This window comes from Deinococcus sp. QL22 (assembly GCF_023370075.1).
Classification (GTDB): domain Bacteria; phylum Deinococcota; class Deinococci; order Deinococcales; family Deinococcaceae; genus Deinococcus.
In genome coordinates this window covers 144676-162563 of the sequence record NZ_CP097152.1, presented here as the reverse complement: position 1 = coordinate 162563, position 17888 = coordinate 144676, and the positions used below count along the sequence as shown (strand labels likewise).

At 59.6% G+C, this 17888-nt stretch carries 21 protein-coding genes and 2 pseudogenes; 7 read left to right on the top strand and 16 right to left on the bottom strand.

What is annotated here, in order from left to right:
* The first annotated feature begins 68 nt into the window (after positions 1-68).
* Positions 69-467 carry a hypothetical protein gene (locus M1R55_RS22855; protein ID WP_249395691.1) on the top strand — a complete coding sequence of 133 codons (399 nt, stop codon included), beginning with the start codon at positions 69-71 and terminating at the stop codon, positions 465-467.
* Between the two features lie 19 nt (positions 468-486).
* On the opposite strand, the gene M1R55_RS22850 is transcribed toward M1R55_RS22855, so the two are convergent.
* The 4 genes from M1R55_RS22850 to M1R55_RS22835 all read right to left on the bottom strand — a co-directional run bounded on the left by M1R55_RS22850 (position 487) and on the right by M1R55_RS22835 (position 3002).
* A complete protein-coding gene (locus M1R55_RS22850; RefSeq protein WP_249395690.1) occupies positions 487-831 on the bottom strand; it encodes a hypothetical protein in 345 nt (114 codons plus the stop codon).
* Positions 832-1142: 311 nt separating this feature from the next.
* On the bottom strand, positions 1143-1448 hold the full coding sequence (locus tag M1R55_RS22845) for a hypothetical protein (RefSeq protein WP_249395689.1): 306 nt from the start codon (positions 1446-1448) through the stop codon (positions 1143-1145).
* A complete protein-coding gene (locus tag M1R55_RS22840; RefSeq protein WP_249395688.1) occupies positions 1445-2044 on the bottom strand; it encodes a ParA family protein in 600 nt (199 codons plus the stop codon). The genes M1R55_RS22845 and M1R55_RS22840 overlap by 4 nt, the downstream gene beginning before the upstream one ends.
* A 259-nt stretch (positions 2045-2303) precedes the next feature.
* The gene (locus M1R55_RS22835; protein ID WP_249395687.1) at positions 2304-3002 is read right to left on the bottom strand and encodes a hypothetical protein; all 699 of its coding nucleotides are present in this window, start codon (positions 3000-3002) and stop codon (positions 2304-2306) included.
* A gap of 42 nt (positions 3003-3044) precedes the next feature.
* On the opposite strand from M1R55_RS22835, the gene M1R55_RS22830 reads away from it, so the two are divergent.
* Positions 3045-4301 (top strand): MFS transporter, encoded by a 1257-nt coding sequence (locus tag M1R55_RS22830; RefSeq protein ID WP_249395686.1) that lies wholly within the window; start codon positions 3045-3047, stop codon positions 4299-4301.
* 16 nt (positions 4302-4317) lie between these two features.
* Here the strand turns inward: M1R55_RS22830 and M1R55_RS22825 are convergent, their stop codons facing one another.
* From M1R55_RS22825 to M1R55_RS22800, 6 genes are all read right to left on the bottom strand, one after another.
* The gene (locus tag M1R55_RS22825; protein ID WP_249395685.1) at positions 4318-4455 is read right to left on the bottom strand and encodes a hypothetical protein; all 138 of its coding nucleotides are present in this window, start codon (positions 4453-4455) and stop codon (positions 4318-4320) included.
* 131 nt (positions 4456-4586) lie between these two features.
* Entirely contained in the window at positions 4587-5090 is a 504-nt protein-coding gene (locus M1R55_RS22820; RefSeq protein WP_256566065.1) for a transposase, read from the bottom strand.
* A gap of 2 nt (positions 5091-5092) precedes the next feature.
* Positions 5093-5587, bottom strand: a complete 495-nt coding sequence (locus tag M1R55_RS22815) for a winged helix-turn-helix domain-containing protein (RefSeq protein ID WP_249395683.1) — start codon at positions 5585-5587, stop codon at positions 5093-5095.
* Between the two features lie 138 nt (positions 5588-5725).
* Positions 5726-6229, bottom strand: a complete 504-nt coding sequence (locus M1R55_RS22810; protein WP_249395682.1) for a hypothetical protein — start codon at positions 6227-6229, stop codon at positions 5726-5728.
* Positions 6230-6281: 52 nt separating this feature from the next.
* Positions 6282-7040, bottom strand: coding sequence for an NPCBM/NEW2 domain-containing protein (locus M1R55_RS22805; protein ID WP_249395681.1), 759 nt, complete (start codon positions 7038-7040; stop codon positions 6282-6284).
* Positions 7041-7261: 221 nt separating this feature from the next.
* Positions 7262-7750: a GNAT family N-acetyltransferase gene (locus M1R55_RS22800; RefSeq protein ID WP_249395680.1), complete on the bottom strand. Its 489-nt coding sequence runs from the start codon at positions 7748-7750 to the stop codon at positions 7262-7264.
* A gap of 527 nt (positions 7751-8277) precedes the next feature.
* Between M1R55_RS22800 and M1R55_RS22795 the strand changes: the two genes are divergently transcribed.
* Positions 8278-9744 carry an Ig-like domain-containing protein gene (locus tag M1R55_RS22795; protein ID WP_249395679.1) on the top strand — a complete coding sequence of 489 codons (1467 nt, stop codon included), beginning with the start codon at positions 8278-8280 and terminating at the stop codon, positions 9742-9744.
* A 164-nt stretch (positions 9745-9908) separates the two neighbouring features.
* On the opposite strand, the gene M1R55_RS22790 is transcribed toward M1R55_RS22795, so the two are convergent.
* Together M1R55_RS22790 and M1R55_RS22785 are read right to left on the bottom strand one after the other, a co-directional pair.
* Positions 9909-10199, bottom strand: coding sequence for a DUF6527 family protein (locus tag M1R55_RS22790; RefSeq protein WP_249395678.1), 291 nt, complete (start codon positions 10197-10199; stop codon positions 9909-9911).
* Between the two features lie 17 nt (positions 10200-10216).
* A complete protein-coding gene (locus tag M1R55_RS22785) occupies positions 10217-10507 on the bottom strand; it encodes a hypothetical protein (protein ID WP_249395677.1) in 291 nt (96 codons plus the stop codon).
* Between the two features lie 181 nt (positions 10508-10688).
* Here M1R55_RS22785 and M1R55_RS22780 point away from each other — a divergent pair.
* Positions 10689-11398, top strand: a pseudogene (locus tag M1R55_RS22780) (IS6 family transposase).
* 244 nt (positions 11399-11642) lie between these two features.
* Here the strand turns inward: M1R55_RS22780 and M1R55_RS22775 are convergent.
* The 3 genes from M1R55_RS22775 to M1R55_RS22765 all read right to left on the bottom strand — a co-directional run bounded on the left by M1R55_RS22775 (position 11643) and on the right by M1R55_RS22765 (position 12715).
* Positions 11643-11963 (bottom strand): hypothetical protein, encoded by a 321-nt coding sequence (locus M1R55_RS22775; protein ID WP_249395676.1) that lies wholly within the window; start codon positions 11961-11963, stop codon positions 11643-11645.
* Positions 11960-12364, bottom strand: coding sequence for a transposase (locus tag M1R55_RS22770; protein WP_249395675.1), 405 nt, complete (start codon positions 12362-12364; stop codon positions 11960-11962). The genes M1R55_RS22775 and M1R55_RS22770 overlap by 4 nt, the downstream gene beginning before the upstream one ends.
* An 87-nt stretch (positions 12365-12451) precedes the next feature.
* Positions 12452-12715, bottom strand: coding sequence for a hypothetical protein (locus tag M1R55_RS22765; RefSeq protein WP_249395674.1), 264 nt, complete (start codon positions 12713-12715; stop codon positions 12452-12454).
* Positions 12716-13105: 390 nt separating this feature from the next.
* Between M1R55_RS22765 and M1R55_RS22760 the strand changes: the two genes are divergently transcribed.
* The 3 genes and pseudogenes from M1R55_RS22760 to M1R55_RS22750 form a co-directional block, all read left to right on the top strand.
* On the top strand, positions 13106-15088 hold the full coding sequence (locus M1R55_RS22760; RefSeq protein WP_371827301.1) for a hypothetical protein: 1983 nt from the start codon (positions 13106-13108) through the stop codon (positions 15086-15088).
* A gap of 743 nt (positions 15089-15831) precedes the next feature.
* On the top strand, positions 15832-16293 hold the full coding sequence (locus tag M1R55_RS22755; protein ID WP_249395672.1) for a hypothetical protein: 462 nt from the start codon (positions 15832-15834) through the stop codon (positions 16291-16293).
* A 318-nt stretch (positions 16294-16611) separates the two neighbouring features.
* A pseudogene (locus tag M1R55_RS22750) lies at positions 16612-16842 on the top strand (IS6 family transposase); the annotation flags it as partial.
* Between the two features lie 201 nt (positions 16843-17043).
* Here the strand turns inward: M1R55_RS22750 and M1R55_RS22745 are convergent.
* Positions 17044-17661 (bottom strand): NAD(P)H-dependent oxidoreductase, encoded by a 618-nt coding sequence (locus M1R55_RS22745; protein ID WP_249395800.1) that lies wholly within the window; start codon positions 17659-17661, stop codon positions 17044-17046.
* Between the last annotated feature and the right edge of the window lie 227 nt (positions 17662-17888).

Here is a 17888-nt window from a genome sequence, read left to right as displayed (position 1 = left end):
GAGCGGCCTGTTGGAGCTACGGCCTGTCGGGAACCTGCTGCTGGACCGGGTGGCACCAGGAGGCCGGAATGCCGCATCATGAGGGAATGACGGCGGAGTTCGACAAGATCGTGTGGCTGGCAAGGGGAACCAAAGCCGTCAACGTGCTGGTGCCCCCCGATCCCACTGTGAATGTGGTTGAACCTGCCGTGGATCCCGAAAAAGTGTGGACACTCAACGGCCTGCTGCGCTCGCCCGCGCCCGCACTGCCTATCCCGGACGTTCGCCTGCGGGTGACGGTGAAGTTAGACCAGGCTTGGCAGGGTTCATGGGGCATGGCCGCCTATGAGGGCGTGTTGTACCTCTCTGATTGGACTCCCGGCATTCCGCCCACGCATGCCGACTTCGCATACGCGCGGCAGTTGGGGTATGCAGGCTCTTCCCCAGCCCTGCTTCTCAGTTGGCGCAACCACAACGGCGCTGCCTAACTGGACTCTCGGGTTCCGTTTAGAACGGTAGGCTGTCACCGTCACGCATCACCCGCCTGCCCTTGGAATCGCGCACCGCGAGAACGGGGGCCTTGCGCGTCATCGGGCAGGCGGGAAACGTCTCCATCCGCACGCGGGTCAGCAGATAATCCAGGCCTTCCAGGGCGGCGGCCTCCACGTCATCGTCGAGGGCCTGCTTCGACACGTACACCGTGCCTGCCCGCACAGAACGTCCGGTGCCGCCACGTTGGCGGGCCATGAACACCAAGGCGCCAGGATGTGGGCTGGTATAGCTACCCACCTGCAGAGCGGAGGCATCGGCCTGCCACAGCTGAGTCAGTACCTTTTGCCCCACGGCGTACATCTCGGCTTCGGTCAGGTGTTCAGCCTGGCGTGCTGGCCTCAGGCTGGGCGAGGGCGGGCAACGCGTTGCACAGCTCGCCTCTCCCCTCCCCTGACCCGTGATGAGCTTCCTGCTGCGACTGCTGCGGAGGGAACTAGGGCCACGCCACAAAGTGCCACAGGCCCAAGCTGCCACCATCCACAGTGCCTGATTCTACTCTTCCGGAAATCCGGAAATATATCCGTTTTTCCGTTTTCCTTACCAGAGTCTTTTTTTTAGTTGCAATACGAAGTCCATCCTCGAATAAGGGGATGAACGTCTGTTCGTGCGGGTTATTTCAGGCGCTTGACGACCTCGGCCAGCACCACGGGCTCTGCCAGTGCGGCCAGCAGGGCTTCAGCCACCTGATAGCGCTTGAGGGTGCGGCGCTGCTTGCGGAGCTTCTGGTAGATCTCCTCAAAGCCGTCAATGGTGTCGAGCTGGATGGGGGAGACCGTGAATTTGCCGGTGGGCGCTTCTGCGAGGGCCGGGAGAGTGAGGGCGTCTTGCGAGGCCTGCTGTTCCTCGACTTCCCGGTTCTTGTCCAGCATGGACGGGGCGGACGCGCCTTTTTTGGCGGGAGGGGGCCGCAGGGTCATGCGTTTATCTCCCGCCACACATCGCCGTAATGTTCGCCTTTGGGAACCTTGCCCGCCGCTGCCTGATAGTCGCCCCGAAGAGGCACACGGGCTTGCAGCACCGGGATGCCCGTCTTGCGGCATTCCTCTTCGGTCTCGCGCTCGCGGGCGGGGGCGAACTTGGTACGGTTGAGCAGAATGAAGGTCTTGAGATGGGGCCGCAGCTGCAGCGCCCGCTTGACTTGGCGCTCGGTGGTGCCCAGCATGCCCGTGTCAGAGGTGCCCACTCCGACCGGGATGATCGCCACGTCGGCCACCATCAGCGTCTCCAGGGCGGCGTCGCGGTCATTGGCCGGGGTGTCGATCACGATCACGTCAAAGTCACCGTCGGCCCGCAGCTGCTCAATGTACGCTTCGAGGTCGCTTTGCTTGATGTCCAGGTGCAAAGCAGGCAGCCCCAGCCCGGCCAACTCAACCCAGTTCACGCTCTGCCGGGTGGGGTCAAGATCCAGGACTGCCACGCGCTTGCCCAAGCGTGCGGCTTCGTAGGCCAGATGAATAGAGGCGTGCGTTTTTCCGGCCCCGCCCTTGACGTTGGTAATGCCATATACGCGCATGGCCCGAGAATATGAGATAAAGAAAAAAAATACAAATTACGGATTTCCGGAAAGTTTTACGAATTTCCGGAAACCTGGAGCGGTTAAGGTCAATGAAACAGTTATCCCCTCCACTTCTGGCAAAGCGTTTTCAAGCGCCTGAGAACATCACCTGGTCGCGCAACTCGGTCACCAAGTCTTTCAGGCGCTGCTCTCCAAGAACCGCCGCCGCTTGCTGCGGGATGCTTGTGCTTGGCCATGCTGACGGACGTTGAGGGCCCTACCGACGCTCGGAAACGGGAACAAGCGTCAGCCGCAGGACATACGGCTCGCCTCCAGCATCCTCATGTAATGCTTGGTACTTCACGTGTAGATCATGCAGCTCTCTCTGGAGCTGCTTTGCGTGCTCTCTGGAGAGACTGACGGGAGCGGTGTTATCCCAGATGGCTGGCACGTCCCCCTGAAGGAGACACTGCAACATGCCCTGGTCAGGTGACGCCAGCGAAGCGGGCCGCACCGGCAGGAGGGCGTGACTCTTCAACCCCTGCTCGTCTCCATACGTATACAGTCCAAACCACCGGGGATCCTCGGCCAGCGTGCTCCACGCCCGAGTCAGCAGCGACAGGACGGAGCGGCGGGTGTGATCCAGGGACGATTCATATAGGGCGTGAATAGACTCCGCCGAAGTCGCGGTGAACGGCACGAAGTAGCCCTGAGAGGAAGACCGGTAATACCGAATGGCGCGTCCAGCCCGCGCCTCGCTGCGGGTCACCTCCAGCAACCCCAGGGAGAGCAGCTTGTTCACCTGGTACAACATGGCGTTCTTTGTCACGCCCAGTTCTGCGGCCACGTCTATGACCCGCCGCTCCCTCCAGATAAACGGCTCAAAGTATTGCCGTGACTGTGCATCCGCCAGGACACCCGCCACCTCGGGATCGTCTAGGCGCTGCCATACCCAGGGTGAATCGTCCAGTGTCATTTTCACCAGGATACCGCTCACCCTGCTCTGCATGAGGCTCCTATGACCACTCTCCTGACCCTTCCCAACTTCCGTCGGCTCTGGTTGGGCGAGGTGATCTCCCTGGTCGGTGACCGGGCCCTGCTTCTCGCCTTGCCCTACTTCATCTATCAGGAGACCGGATCCACCCTGGCCACCGCCCTCCTCGCACTGTCGTTTTACCTCCCGGGCCTGCTCTTGAGCTCGTTTGCAGGCGTCTTGGCCGACCGCTGGAACCGCAAGCGCGTGCTGGTGACCACGCACCTGCTCCAGGGCATGGTCATCACACTGCTGCTCCTCGCCCCGCTGCCGGGCTTGATCTGGGTAGCGTACGCGGTCACCTTCGCGGAACTCTCGATCAGTACGCTCTCGACGCCCGTCGCGGGCGCCCTGCTCCCTGCCCTCGTGCCCCAGGAGAACCTGATGCAGGCCAACGCCGCCCTCTCCCTGGGGACGACGGGTGCACGCCTGCTGGGCCCGGTGGTGGGCGGAGTGCTGATGGCCAGCCTCGGGATTCCCGGCGTCGTGCTCTTCGACGCCGCCTCGTTCATCTTGGCGGGCCTGATGTTCCTGCGGCTCCAAATGTCAGCACCCCTCACGCCAGACCTGCCGCCTCAAGCGGTGTCCCTGCTCCACACCTGGCGTGACCTGGGCCGTCAATGGCGGGAAGGACTGAGCGTCATCTGGCGCAGCCCGGTCATTTTGACCCTGATGGCTGTCCTGAGCATCAGCAGCCTGGGCGGCACACTGGTGGATCCGTTTTACACGCCGTTCCTGGTCGCGGTGTTGCAGGCAGACGCCCGAACCATCGGCCTGCTCAGCGCTCTGGGAGGCGCCGGCGCGCTCGTCGGGAGCGTGGTGTCCTCGTGGTGGGGTGGCCGCGCTTCCCCGCGTGCCCTGATCGCGTTTGGCACCCTCCTGGTCGGCCTCCTGATGCTGGGCATGTACAGCCTGTCGTCGCTGCCTCTCCTGTTCGCCTTCGTCCCCCTGCTCGGGATCCCGATGGTGGTCTCGAACGTCGCCCTCTCGACCATGATTCAGAAGGTGACCCCAGATGCCTACCGGGGGCGGATCTACGGCGCTCTAGGCACGACGAATGCGCTGGTGGGTGTGCTGGCCACGGTCACCGCCGGCCTGATTGGGCCGCACGTGGGGACGGTGCAGATGCTGATCACCGCAGCGTGCATCACGCTTTTGGGTGGGATGGTGGCGCTGGTCTTCCTTCCTGCAGGGGTGGAAGGCTCCACCACAGAAACTCATTCGCGTTCATCTGAACTGTGAGGCGGCGCTTGCTGGCTTAACGGTAAGCGGCGTCCAGCAGATGGGCGAGTTTGGTAGAGGAGGCGACGTCGGCGTAATGCTCCTGATAGCCCTGTTCTTCCGTGACTTCATGGGCGCGGACACGCCATTTGGCGGCGAATTCTTGGGGCTGCATCTGGGCCACAGCACAGGGATGGTGGGCAGGTTTGCTTGAGCTGCTGCCAGGGCCTCACGGAGGAGGCGCACCTGTTCCCGGTTGGTCTGTGCATGAGTGGTCATTAAAGTTAAGTACGCCGCATTTAACATCTAGATAAATCTTGCCCCAAGAATCTTCAACCCAGTCACGAGTGCGGCCCGAAGTTCAGTCACGGCGTTGTAACAACGACGCGGCATCAAGATGCCCTTCAGCTTCCGCCACACCTCCTCAATGAGGTTTAAAAAGGGCGCATAGGGTGGAAGGTATCGAAGGAACAGCCCCTGCTGTTCCCAAGACGCGCGTTGTTCCCTGAGTTTCGCGCCCTTGTGAAAGGGCGCATTGTCCAGGACGACGACCGTGAGCTGATCTGGGTCACAGCCGGAGGCCAAGGTGTTCAAATACGCGATGACCTGATCCCCGTTGCAGCTGCCTTCCAGTTCGCGAACTTCGAGCTGTTCTTCGCAGGCGTGCAGGCTGTAGGTGCCGATGAGGTTGATCCGTCCCGACGATCCCCACCGAGTGGGGATCTCAAACTGTTGCCCGGAACCCCGCTTAAACCACGTCGCTCCCACCGATAACATCAGAGAAAGTCCGGTCTGATCGAGATATTTCAGGGTCAGCTTGCCGTCCAGTGCCCCCTTTTTAGGGTTTCCAAAGAAGCCTGATGCGGGGCAATGAGTTCAGGATCGAGCGTCTGAGCCGGTGAATACCGGGCGCGTTTCCAGCTATACCCCAGGCGTTGCAGGTGATTGGCCAATGCACGAGGTCGAATCCCCACCCCAAACTGCTGTGCGAGGCACTCGCACAGCCGTGGAGCGTTCCAGAAGCGCTGCTCCATCTCGGGGGTCACTTTCGAAGGCTGTCCCGGTGGACACTCGTCGCTCAATCCTGGAATGCCGCGCTCTTCGAAACGGGTGAAGTCGTGGTGGATGGCCTGATGGTTCCGGCCAAAGTGCGCGGAGAGTTGGGGAATGCTCCAGCCCTGTCGATGCAGCCGGAGAATGCTGGCCCGCAGACGAACCTTCGGGTGGGTAGATGGACTGGTCTCCAGTTCTCGAAGCAGCGCATCAGCGTCTTCAGAAATGTCAATGCGGCGGGCAGGACGGGCCATGCTTAAGTCTACATGCTAAATGCGTTGTACTTAGCTGAGCGAGCAGCGTCATGTTGCAACCAAAAAGCACCCCCGCCTGCCAGCTGAAGCTGGAGCGGGGCGCTGAAGTGCTGATCTCCTCAGGCGATCCGTCTGGGGTTACCGCAGCAGCTGAAGGCCTAGGGTCGGTTGCATTTTCCCACCGTAGCCAGCCTGGCGGTAGCCAGAGATTTCGTAACCTGTCCCCCCGAACGACACCTGCATCAGGGCATTCATCAGCGTGCGGTGATCCGGCAGATCCGGCGTGTCAAAGAAGCGCAGTTGTGCCTCCGCCCGCATGGTGCCGCCCTCCATCCGAGTCGGCCCCATACTCAAGACCTCCACGAAGTCTTTAGTACTGTTGATGGGCTCGAAGAGCAAGCCGAGCGGCACCGGGCCCGGGAGCGGCGGCGTCGTCGTCAACACCACCGTCACCGATTTGATCTCACCATCCCGGCCACTGACAAAGGTGGGTTCAAGAGAAGCGTGCACCTGGAGCGGCTTGACCCCAATCGTCACCAGAGCACTCGCCACATCTTGCCCCCCCGAACTGGCGATCAGGCGGTAGGACGACAAATTACGTTCTGGGTCATAAGACAGCTCATTCGGCGCACCGATCGTCACGGCATGCGTACTCGTCCCGGCCCCATGAACGGCACCGAGGTGGTGAGCAGCTCTAAAGGCAATCCCCGTTTTCCAGGCGCAAGGTCAACGGCCCAGCCACCTGAGCGGTCGACGAAAAGGTCGCGTTCAGAGTGCCGCTGAGTTTGTGGAAGATCGAGAGCTCGGAGCGGTCGAGGCTCATCTGGACTGCAGCCGCCTGATCGTTGCAGTAGATCTTGGGATCGGCCCAATCGGCGTGGTCATAATCGATGCCGTCACCCGCGGAGTCCGCGATCAAGGTCAATTCCTGAGCGCCCGTGATATTCAGGTCGATCTGTTGAGTTGGGCTGTTGCCGGTGAGGGGGAGGGTGGCCCGCTTAACTTCGCCGTCGAGGAGGACTTTAAAGATGACACTGCCTCTGGCGCCCACTTCGTCGTCCAGGCCGACATCGACTGTGAAGCGGGTGCACTGTGCACCGTTCGTGCCTTTCAGGCTGAAGCGCAGTTCGCTGCCCGCGTGCACCCCGTAGCCCTGAGCGTATACCTGGCCATTCAAGGTCAACGGTTTGCCGTCGCCGGCCTGTTGTTCGCCGTTGCTGAGGTTGCGTTCCATCGGTCCCCAACTGTTGCGGGCGAAAAGGGCGGTCTCGTATTGCAGGGTATTGAGACCGGGGGTGAGCGACTGTGGGGTCAGGGCCGTGGTCTGCGACCAGGGGTAGCTTTGGCCGTTGGAATAGGGGTCTGCCGCAGTGGCACTGGTGGGCTGACTGCAGCTCCACAAAGCGAGGGGTAAAGTCAGACCGACCAACAGGCGGGGCAGGGCATACGACATCAGGACTCCAGTCCAACGAGCAAGGGGAAGGGCCGAAAGGAACACCTGCAGTCTCGGGGGGAGAGACCCCCGATACGTCTTAGAAACGTGAACCAGTACACATCAAGGATTCATCGGCTCAAGGCATCTGACCTTAACAAAAACGCCCCCCTTATCAGCCGAAGCTGGAGCGGGGGCGCTGCCGCGCATGTGCACTCTGGCAAAGGTTGCGCCAGCCTTCTCTACACGCCTTCAGACGCGGACAAATCCAATTGCATGATGATATTGGTCATCACAAAGCCCAGCTTTTCGTACAACGCTATGGCGCCTTGGTTGTGCCCAAACACGTGCAACCGAATATCTTTGGCCTCCAGCGTCTGCGCTTTTTCCTGCAACAATTCAAAGGCCTTCGCGGCGTAGCCTTGACGTTGGAACTGTGGATAGATCAGCACGTCATAGACAAAAATGCGGCGGCGCTGGGCTGAACCGCGCAGCGCAAACCACAACACGCCCACCTGTTCAGATCTGGAGAAATCATGCAGATCAAACAGGAATTGGAGGGGGGTTTCGACCCCTTGAGGTAAGAGCTCTGCAAACTCAAGGCGCGCGTTCTCAGGAGCGTCTTCAGGCTGCCATTCCCCGCTGGCGACTTTTTCTTGAGCATAGCTGACGAGGCTCGTCGTCAAAAAAGTGGCATAGGAAGCGGCCGTCATGGGTTTCAGTTCGAGCATAGATCTCCTCTAGATCGGTGGGGATGCATGATGTTCCAGCAGTCCGGCGAGCCGAGGGGAAGTCGGCACGCTCTAGGCAGCGATCAAGTGGCTCGAAGTTTAGCCGAAGACTGATCCAGAAAAACTCAATGAGGGGATGGACGGTAATGAAAGCTGACCAAGACCTACCCCACAACCGAAGCTGGGGCGGGGCGGGTTCACTGGAGTCGTCTGGTGTTCTCGGGGTGACTGAACCCTGCCGTCCATCTCAGTCGGGCGAAAACCGTTCGGGTTTCCCCCTCCCCCTCCCCCCCAGCACGCCACCCGGCTTGTAAGGTTTGAGTCAGAATCGCAGCTGCACGCTATGAGACGAAGATGAAGTTCGTGAGTCAAGCCTCATGAGCGCCGTCCTGTTGTGACGCGAGGACGTCTGCCGCCGTATCCGGGCACCTGGCACAGACCGAGCAAGTGGTGCGCCCACCGCAACTCCCCCTAGGCCACTCGTCGCCTTTCAATTCAGCTCCCTGGGGAGCTGAACAGGAGTTTCTGTGCGTAAAACCCCCACTGTGTTCGCGTTCATGTCCCTTGCCCTCATCCTCGCCAGCTGCGGCGGCACCAACACCCCAGGTACCCCCGGCGTCACCACCCCCGGAGCCACCGCTCCCCTAGTCAAGGTCGACGTCGCCGCCCTCGGCGGTCTGCGCGCCCAAGGCCTGACCGGCGACGCGGGGCCGTTGTTCTTCAACGTGAACGTCCGCGACAGCCAGAATCAACTCGTGGCCTTCAACGGCACCACCTTTGACCCCACCGGCACCGGCACCAAGACCTTGACCCTGAACCTCAGCAACGCCTTCCGTCAGACCCTGCTCCTCCCCGCTGGCACCTACTCCTTCGAAACCGCCGCCAAAGATGGCGCCACCGGCAGCACCCTGCTCGCCTACGGCCCCGCTGCGGAAAACACTGCCACGATCCAGGGTGACGGCGCAGTCGTGCGTCTGACGTTCCATGCCGTGTTCCATAAAGCCAGCAGCAGCTTGGACTTCAGCACCAACACGCCCCTGCTGTTCACCAACAGCACCTTCAACCTCAAGCTGTCCCCCAAGATTGCCCCGGTCACTGGCCTGAGCGCGACCGTGCCCACCACCGACATCGGCAACGTCACCTACACCCTGGGCAACGCCACCGACGCTGTCCTGAACAATGCAGGCAGCAAAATCGGCATCAACCTCACCGCCCGTGGCACGGCGGAAGACAGCACCCTGAATGTCACGGCCAGCTTTAACGCCTGGACACAAGTGGACGGCACCGACACCGCCGTGTACGGCCCTACCACGCTGGACTTCAGCAAGGCGATTGAGACCAACGCCTTGGTCGCGGACACCGTCATGCCCACGTTGGTTTCCAATACCGTGAGCAATGCGGCAGTCGGCGCGTCCAGTGCGCTGAGCGGCACGGCTACCGACGACGTGATGCTCAGTGAGATCCGGGTGTATGACGATAACGCGTTGGTCGCGAGCAACGTGGCGAGCGACAACGTGACCGCCATTACCACGAACGCCAGTGGCAATTGGAACACGACCTGGGTGCCCACCACAGCAGGCAGCCATGACTTGAGTGTGATCGTGTCGGACAGCTCGGGCAACGAAACCCGCGCCGAGCAGACGGTCTCCGTGGCTGCTGCACCCCTCAACAACTATGACGTGTTGCTCGACTACGCAAACATGGGAGGTTATGACTATCAGTACTTCACGGTTCCTGCAAACGGTGAGTTGTGGATCAAGGTCAATACCAACGGCTGGACGGGCAACACTGTAAATGAAATTTACAGCTACGACGGCCACTCCATTACAGGGACTTTGGGTACCAGCCGGGCGGATCAACGTGCCTTTGAGTACACTTACAGCAACGATGTATATGACTACAACCTGACTGCCACGAACGGCTCGGTGTATATGCATGCGACGAACAACAACCCGTTCCCCATTAACATTGTAGCGGTCAGCCAACAGTATTAGAGTTTCACTTGCTCAACATCACTCGGTCTGAGGAGTGGGAAGAGGGTATCAACTCCCTCAAAGCATGCCACAAGTAGTCTGACCCACACGCAAAAAGCGCCCCCGCCATCCAGCCAAAGCTGGGGCGGGGGCGCTTGGTTGGAGAAGGGTGGTACCAGCACTGCTCAGAGATCCGTCCAGTCGGGCAACTCCCGCACCTGCCCCGCGAGGTGGTGCGTGCAGTCGCTCAAGAAGATGATCTCGCTTGGCTGAGCGCCATTGCAGCCGACAAACGTGTGGCACACGTGCGTCTTGTCGGGATACTTCAGCGTGACCAGGGCCGATGGGGACAGCACTGGTTTCCCAGTGTCACCGTTCCATGTCCAGGCCCCTTGCCCGGTGGTCGTCACGCAGTGGTATCCGCCGCCGCCTTTGCATCGGAAGGAAATCCCTGCCCGGCCTCCGGGTATGTCCACTGCCGAACCTTCACGGCTTACTTCAGCCAGACCGACACGGGACGGATGCCGCTGCCAGGGCGATACGCCAGCACGGTTGCGTCGATCACGGTGCCGCCTTCGAACCGCACCCGCACCTGAGTGCCCGGCAGCAGGTTCGGCACGTTGCACGACCAGCGCAGACCAATCGAAATCTTCTCGGACGTGCACCAGGCCTGCGCCACCGCATCCAAGCGCAGCGTGTCCGACGTGTCGATGGTCAGCGCCGGGCCGTCTGTGGGCTTGGTCGGGTCGCCAGTGAGGGCGTCCGGGCCGGGATTAGTCAGCACCAGGCTGAAGCCGTCGCGGGTCAGGGTGCCGCGCTCGGCAGGCTGGAGGAGTTAGGCCATCGGGGCGCAGGAAGCGAGAGCCAGCGAGCACAGCAGCGAGTGAACCAAGGCTTTTTTCATTGGAGTTCTCGTGTGGAAAGGATGATGTTGCCTTCACCGAATCGGGGGAGGCTGACCCGCTGTGACTGACCTCAAGCCCTACCGCCACCGCTTCAAGGTGACCATCATCCAGCACGCCGTTTGGCTGTATCACCGTTTCCCTCTCAGTGACCGTGACGTGCAGGAAGTGCTGCACCAGCGCAGCAGCCAAGTCAGCCACGAAACGTTGCGCGAGTGGTGCATGAAATTCGGCCCTCTGTTCGCTGAAGAACTGCGCCACCGGGAACCCCGGCGGGTTCCCGGTGGTCTCTGAATGAGGTCTGCACGACGGTGGATGGCATCCGACACGGGTTGTGGCGGGGTGTGGACGAGCACGGTTTTGTGCAGGGCATCTTGCTTGGGCGGCACCGAGACCGAGGAGCAGCAACAACTTTTCTGACGCGGCTGCTGGGTGAAGATGACGTCCCAGAGGTGATCCACACGGATGGGCTGCGAAGCTCCGGTGCCGCGATTCGGGAGATCTCGAGCCTCGTTCACGTCAACCACCTGCAGGTGGTCGCCAGGGCACGCTGCACTAATTTGATTGAGCAGGAACATCGATCTACACGGCGACAAGAGCGAAGTCAGCAGGGATTGGGGCGGCGGAAACGCGCTCAAGAATTCCTGAGTTTGCACGCACGGATCACCAACCTCCACCATCACTCGCGAACCAGCGTTTCCGCCTCGACCAGAAGAGGACATCAAAAGCCCGCCTTTCAGACGTGGTCTGCGGTTGCAGCAGGGATGGCCTGAATCTCAGGCCACCCCTGTCCTCCCCATATCCAACCCCGGATTAAGGCAACACAACCGTCAGAACTGCTGTGTCCAGACCTCTCCAAGTGATGCCTAAAAAAGAAGACCCTGCGAAGCTGACGGCCTGACACAATTTATGAGGGAGAGCGAAATCTGAGCACCCAGCCGCCTTCTAAAGCGTCCACAGAACTGACATGCGATTTCTTGCGACGTCCGGGAGGCGCCGGATCGGCGCCTCCGGGCGTCAGGCGGTTGAGTACTGCCTGCCCCGGCTCAGCGCGAAGTGGACGCCGCGTAAACCAAGTTTCAAATAGCTCAGGGCGCGGTTCCAATGGGGATCAATGGTTCTGCGCACACCCTGCTGCACGAGCTGGAGTCCTTCGGAGACGAGCAGGAGCGTGGCCACAGAGATCACCAGGATCAGGCGTTCGAGGCTGGCGGCATCACGCAGTTTGGAGTCCTCCAGACCGAAGAGGCCACTCTTATCATCCAAGAATCCTTCCTCTATTTGGAAGCGCTCGCCGTACTCAGCAAACGTTGCACGACTGGTGGGTTCATCGCTCACCACCTGCCACTGCTCTGGGCCGTCCGTGGGACGGCCCAGAGCTCCCACCGGCCCAAATCGGTGTCCGGTGATCGTGACGTTGTGGAAGCAGCGCGTTTCGCGCGCTGCGAGTTTGATTTCCCGATGGTGCAGACCCGTTGCCCGTCTGGAGCGGCCAGAATCAGGCTCGATTTGATGCGGATGCGGAAGTGCCATCCGCAGACGCGGAGCCAGCCCATCAAGGCCGTGTCGCAAAAACCCCGATCCGCCAGGAGTCGAACATCGTGCAGCCCAAGAAAATCCAGCAGGCCTTTGACCTCGGCGAGGACAGGCAGGAGTTGTTCGGTGCCGACCTGAGCACTGGCATGCTCTAGGACGCGGGAGACGAGCGGTACCGCGCGTCCCCGGTAGAGGACGGCCACCCGGATCAGACAGAAGCGTCCGAACAGGATGCTGGTGTCCAGCGCCAGCGTCAGAATGCGGGCCCCAATCCCGCAAGGCTCGGGTAATCAGGGGCCATACACGCCAGGGGCGATGGCTGGATTCTCCAGCCACCGTCGGCAGCGACGTTCGGTGCTCTGGGCGACCGTGGCCTGGGAGTGGATGTGCGGCAGCCAGGAGGGAATGGAAACGCTCTGGGACAGCACCAAGCCGCTGACCATCCAGGCCAGCGTACGGGCGTTGCGGACGTCGTTCCACAGGGCGGGGTGGAGGTGGGGCAGGATCGCTTGGTACAGTCGGGGGGCGTCCCCGGTGGCATTTTCGGTCTTCACAAACAGAAAGTGTCCCCTACCGGGGACGCTTTCTCATAAATTGTGTCAGGCCATCAGCCCTGCGAAGTGCAACCTTAAGCCGTGTTCCGTCGAAATTTTTGAAACATGCCCAGATACTTGAGACCTGTACAGGGCTTTGGCACTCACGCCGGGCCATTTGGGTTAGGCTGTAGGCACTATTCCACCTGCTTCGGCCTGCTGGTCACCTGGCAGCGGTTTCCGTCACTCTTTGCTGATCCCCTCACCTCACTGGGAGTTCATATGAACATAAAACACCTCAGCCTATCTCTGTTGACGCTTGGTCTGCTGTCCGCTTGCAACAACGTCTCTCCAGACCCACTACCGCCGGAGCCGTCACCCGATCCGTCAACCTTCAATCAACTGAAAACCTTGGCGCCGGGCAAGCGCGGCGTCATCAAACAACAACTCAACATCAATATCGTCAATATCGGTTACCGGGGAACTTCGCCGGGCCAAGTCGCCGACCCACGTGAGCTCAACTTTGCGGGTTTGCGCAGCGAGTTGCCCTCTACGTACCAGACCATCAACCGCTATCCCAGCTTTTACGGCACCCCCGAACTCACGGGCAATGATTTTGAGTTCGAGTACAACATGATCAACGCAAACACTTCGTTCGAAAATGAGTTCTTTGCCTTTCTGCAAGCTTCAGGTAAAGAGCAGTCGATCAAGCAAGACGGCTTGACCTATCTCAATCTCGCCTCTGCCCAGTACAACTGTCAAAGTGATGTGGTCAAGCGGCTGAGTATTACTGGCGAAGACACACCCGTCTACGCCTGTCCGGTGCCTGCGACCAACATTGCCCGCGAAATCACTGGAAACTTTGAGGTCGACGGCGCGTTGGTCGAGCAATGGTTGGCTGACAATGCCAGCAAAGCCGGCGTAGATCCCACGCAGCACACGGTCTTTTTGATCAACTGGTACGGCCGTCCCGATTTCAAATTCCACAGCTACAGCCATGAGCGTGCCGACTCGGTCGAAACCGACACCCAGAACAACTTCGGTGCCCGCAGCAGCCGCCGCACTGTGGCTTGGGGCGGCACGCCCAGCGCTGACCAGACAGCAGCCAAGCGCATCTGGTTCTATGATCAGTCGGCCAACCCCGATTACTGGACCAATGCTTGGGACGTGACCAACGCAGATCTGGACGGCGACCAAATCTATGACAAACGGATGCCGCCCATCTGGGAATACGGCACCCGCAAGGCCAGCGCGGCCTACGCCTCCAACATTACGGCTGACCTGGGCAAGGTCGTGCGGTATGTCGGCATCAACTTGTTGTTTACCCCCAGTGCCCTGTACAGGGTGGCCCTGACGCCCCCGGAAATGCCTGAGCAGATTCACCTGGATCTGGCGCTCGGACAGGGCACAGAGGCGGCTCCTGCCAGCCGAGTGCTGCAACCGCAACTGATTCAGGATCGGGTGTCGGTTCTCAATCCCTTCGTACAGTGGAGCCACAGCGTCCGGGAAACTCCGCTGAGCGGCGACTTGGCCGCTGCCTACCGCTGCTTCTTCCCGCTGCCAACAGACGACGCCTGTTCACCGGATTACGTCGATGCCAACGGAGAACAGTTCTTCCAGCTGGCTCAGAAAGAGGTACGCGAACGCGCCCAGCTGACCCCCACCCAGTACAATCTGGCCACCTACCTCTTTAACGACGGTGATCCTAAAACGCCCAATTTTGGCCTGCTGGGGCAAGCGCTCGACGACGGCGTGACCGGCACCCAGACCATGACCGTCAATTACCTGACCCCGGATCTGCTGGACGCAGGGTACGGTTTTACCGATACGGTGGTACACGAGTCGGGTCACCACCTCAGTCAGTCTCACCCGCACGACGGTTACGACAGCGAGCGCAATGAAGACTACGGCCCAAGTGGCGATACCAACTTCGTGAACGTCGGCGATGAGGTACACAGCGTCATGAGCTATAACAACCTCTCTAAAGTCTTTGGGCAATTCAATTTGGATGCCCAGTACCGTTACTTGACGACTGCCTATCTCACCAACAGCAATGCCATTTTGACCCTGACCCAAAACGCTGCGAAAGTGCCTGAGGTCAGCGCCGCCGCTCAGCAAGCGGATCAGGCCTTCACGCAATCAATCGCGGCCTATCAGGCTCGCCAGTATGCCACCGCTGCCCGCTTGGCCCACGATGGCTACCGCACTGTGTTGACGGCGGCCCGGGCCAATGGAGTTAATGTCGAGGGATATAAATGGTACAACCGCGTGGGTCAGTTGTCTGCGGCAGAGGTCAAGCCTGCGCGCGCTGTAAACCATATGCGGCCCGTACAGGGGCCTGTGCAGCGCCCTGAAGAAACCGCAGCGCAGCGGGTCAAGCGCCTCGCTCCTTAAAACAGCTGCTGACCTGAACATTGGAAGGCGACCGATCGGAAGGGAGAATGTTGCCGAGAAGAAGGGAGTGGACGAAAGGAAGTCTTGGCGTCCACTCCCTCCTTGGGAAATGCTCTGAACGTTGGGGAGGCTGATCGGGCCTCCCTTTTGTTCTGGCTCCTCGCGCCCTGTAAAGAGTTGCCGAAACAGAGGGTCTACGAACCGGCTCTGATCCCTGACCATTCTAGAAAGTCGTTCATCTTTGCACCCCGCTTAGTTTTGCCACCGACCTTAGCCTGAATTCGGTATTGATGACTGATCTGTCCTCCGATCAAAATCCACAAGATGCGACGTCCGGTTCAACTGGGATTGAAAAGCTTTCACAGAGAGCAAGGGAGCCCCTTACAACCGGCCTCTATCCAAAGATGCTCCAAAGGCGAGCGACAGGACGGAGTCCAGATGAACGGAAAGAATTCCGCCAAGTATGTTGTGAGCGTCTCAGGAACAAATGCCCTCTCAGGTCAGAACAAGGTCAACTCGCTCATGAACAATGGTTTTGGCTGCGTTCGGCTGCTGACGGTTGATTCGCGCGTCTGGTTTCCAACGTTACAGGAGACGTCATGTCCACAAGATCCACAGTCTTTTCCTTTTCGCGTTCAGTTCTCGGTCTGGCAGTGGTGTTACTGGCAGGTGCTCCGGCGTTTGGCTCCTCGGCAAGCGTATTTCGGCCCGTTGTACGCTCCGATTCTGTCTCTCTACAGACGGTGAAACCCCTCACACGCTGGCAGCCGTCCATATTCGAACTGTTGGTGACTGTGGGCGCACTCGCCGAATTGCTGCGCCCTACATCAGCAGTGCCGATGATCGAAGACCGGGCAGCTTTGACGAAAGTGCTTTCAGACTTGGGCCGGTTCACAGTACTGAGTACGGCCCGAGTAGACCATACGCTCAACCAGATTCAAGTGGCGTTGGGTGCCGACGGTCAGCGACTGCTGGTTTCGGGCCGGCTACGGCGCGAACAACAGGTGGCGCAGATTCTCGCCCGCAGCCGCCTGGTGCGGACAGAAGACGCTCCTAGCCCCGAGTTTTTTCGGCTGGCCTTTCAGGTGCCTGGAGGTCAGGCGACAGTAGCTGCGGTACAGCTTTCCCCGGCCGTCAATCCCTTCTTGCAAGGCCTCCCCTCCTCCACACTTCAAACGGTATTAAAGCGGCTGAACGAGCAGTAAGAGGGGAGCGGAAGACCACCGTATCGTCAAAATGCATGCCGCCCATTCAACAGGTGGCCTCCTCCTTACTCTGCTGTTGACCGGGACTCCCCGTTGATGTCTAACAGTTTTGGGGATAAAGGTTGCGCTGAAGTGGCCTCAAGCATATTGATTTTCTGCAATGTATATCTAGCTGGCTTCTTCCGACAGCTGCAATAAGCAGGGTTTCTCGGCGATCTTGCTCCTGATGATCAGAGGAGCCGTCAGGTTGTAAGCAGATCAACAGGATCAAACCCAACGATGATGTTGCCTTCCCGAATCGGGGGAGGCTGACCCGCTGTGGCTGACCTCAAGCCCTACCGCCACCGCTTCAAGGTGACCATCATCCAGCACGCCATCTGGCTGTACCACCGTTTCGCCCTGAGGTACAGAGATGTTCAGGAATGACTCCACCAACGCGGCATCCAGGTCAGCCATGAGATCCTTCGCGAGTAAGGTATCAAGTGAAATCCACTGTTCGCGGAAGAACTGCGCCACCGAAAACCCCGCCGCGGTTTTCGGTGGCATCTGATTGACGGATTCTGTCAAGTTAAGTGTTTGGTAACTCATGCCACTTTATTTTTGTAGCCTAATGATGAGTCAGCGTAGCCTAATTTAGTTCCAGACAAAATATAGCTGGCAATGAAGGGCCGCTCTCCCCCAGTCGGCCATGACTTTGAGTACGCTTGGACTCATGTTCCACATGACCTTCACCTAACCTGACACAACCCTTCAAAGATGATGGGCCAGTTGCCTGGCCTGTCGAGCAGCGACAGCAAAAATCTCCTCGGCTCTTCCCGGGTCTACGTTGAGATTTTCAGCGAACACTGGTGTGACGTCTGTGATCCCCAGGAAAGCCAGAAATCCGCGCAGATGGCTGAACGAATGTTCCAGCTGGCAACCAGCGCCCTCACTCCAGAGGCCACCTCGTGCCTCTAGAACAACCGCTCTCTTACCGGTAACCAATCCGACCGGGCCCTGCACCGTGTATTTAAACGTCTTGCCAGCAATCGCAATGGCATCCATGTAGGCCTTCATCATCGGCGGGTAGCCAAAATTCCACATGGGAGCGACGAAAACGATGGTGTCATTCTGCATAAACTGTTCGACAATTTCATTGAGACGATCCAGCTTGTTCTGTTCGCTGTAGGTGAGGTCTTCGCGTTTGGCCAGTTTTCCCCAGGCGGACATGATTTCACTGTCTATGAGGGGGATGTGATCCCGGTAGAGGTCAAGCTCAGTAATGATTGTTTCGGGGTGTGCAGCGGCGTAGGCCGTGCAGAACTGTTGTCCCAGGCGCAGGCAGTAGGACTCTGCGGTCGGTTTCGGGTTGGCCTTGACCATTAACATGGTGTCCACGGTGCACCTTCATCCTTTGACCTAAGGGGGACAAAGCAGCAGAAGCACAGGAAGCCGCCAATCAATGCTGTGGCGGAGCCAATATCGTCAAGCAGCGGTTCCAAGCTGAGATGAAGCAGGGCTTCCAGGCCTTCCGCAATCGCCTACGCGCTAAAGCCGATCATCGGAAGAATTCCCCCGACGGTGGGCGTGCTCCTTGCACTTCCAGCGATTCAGGT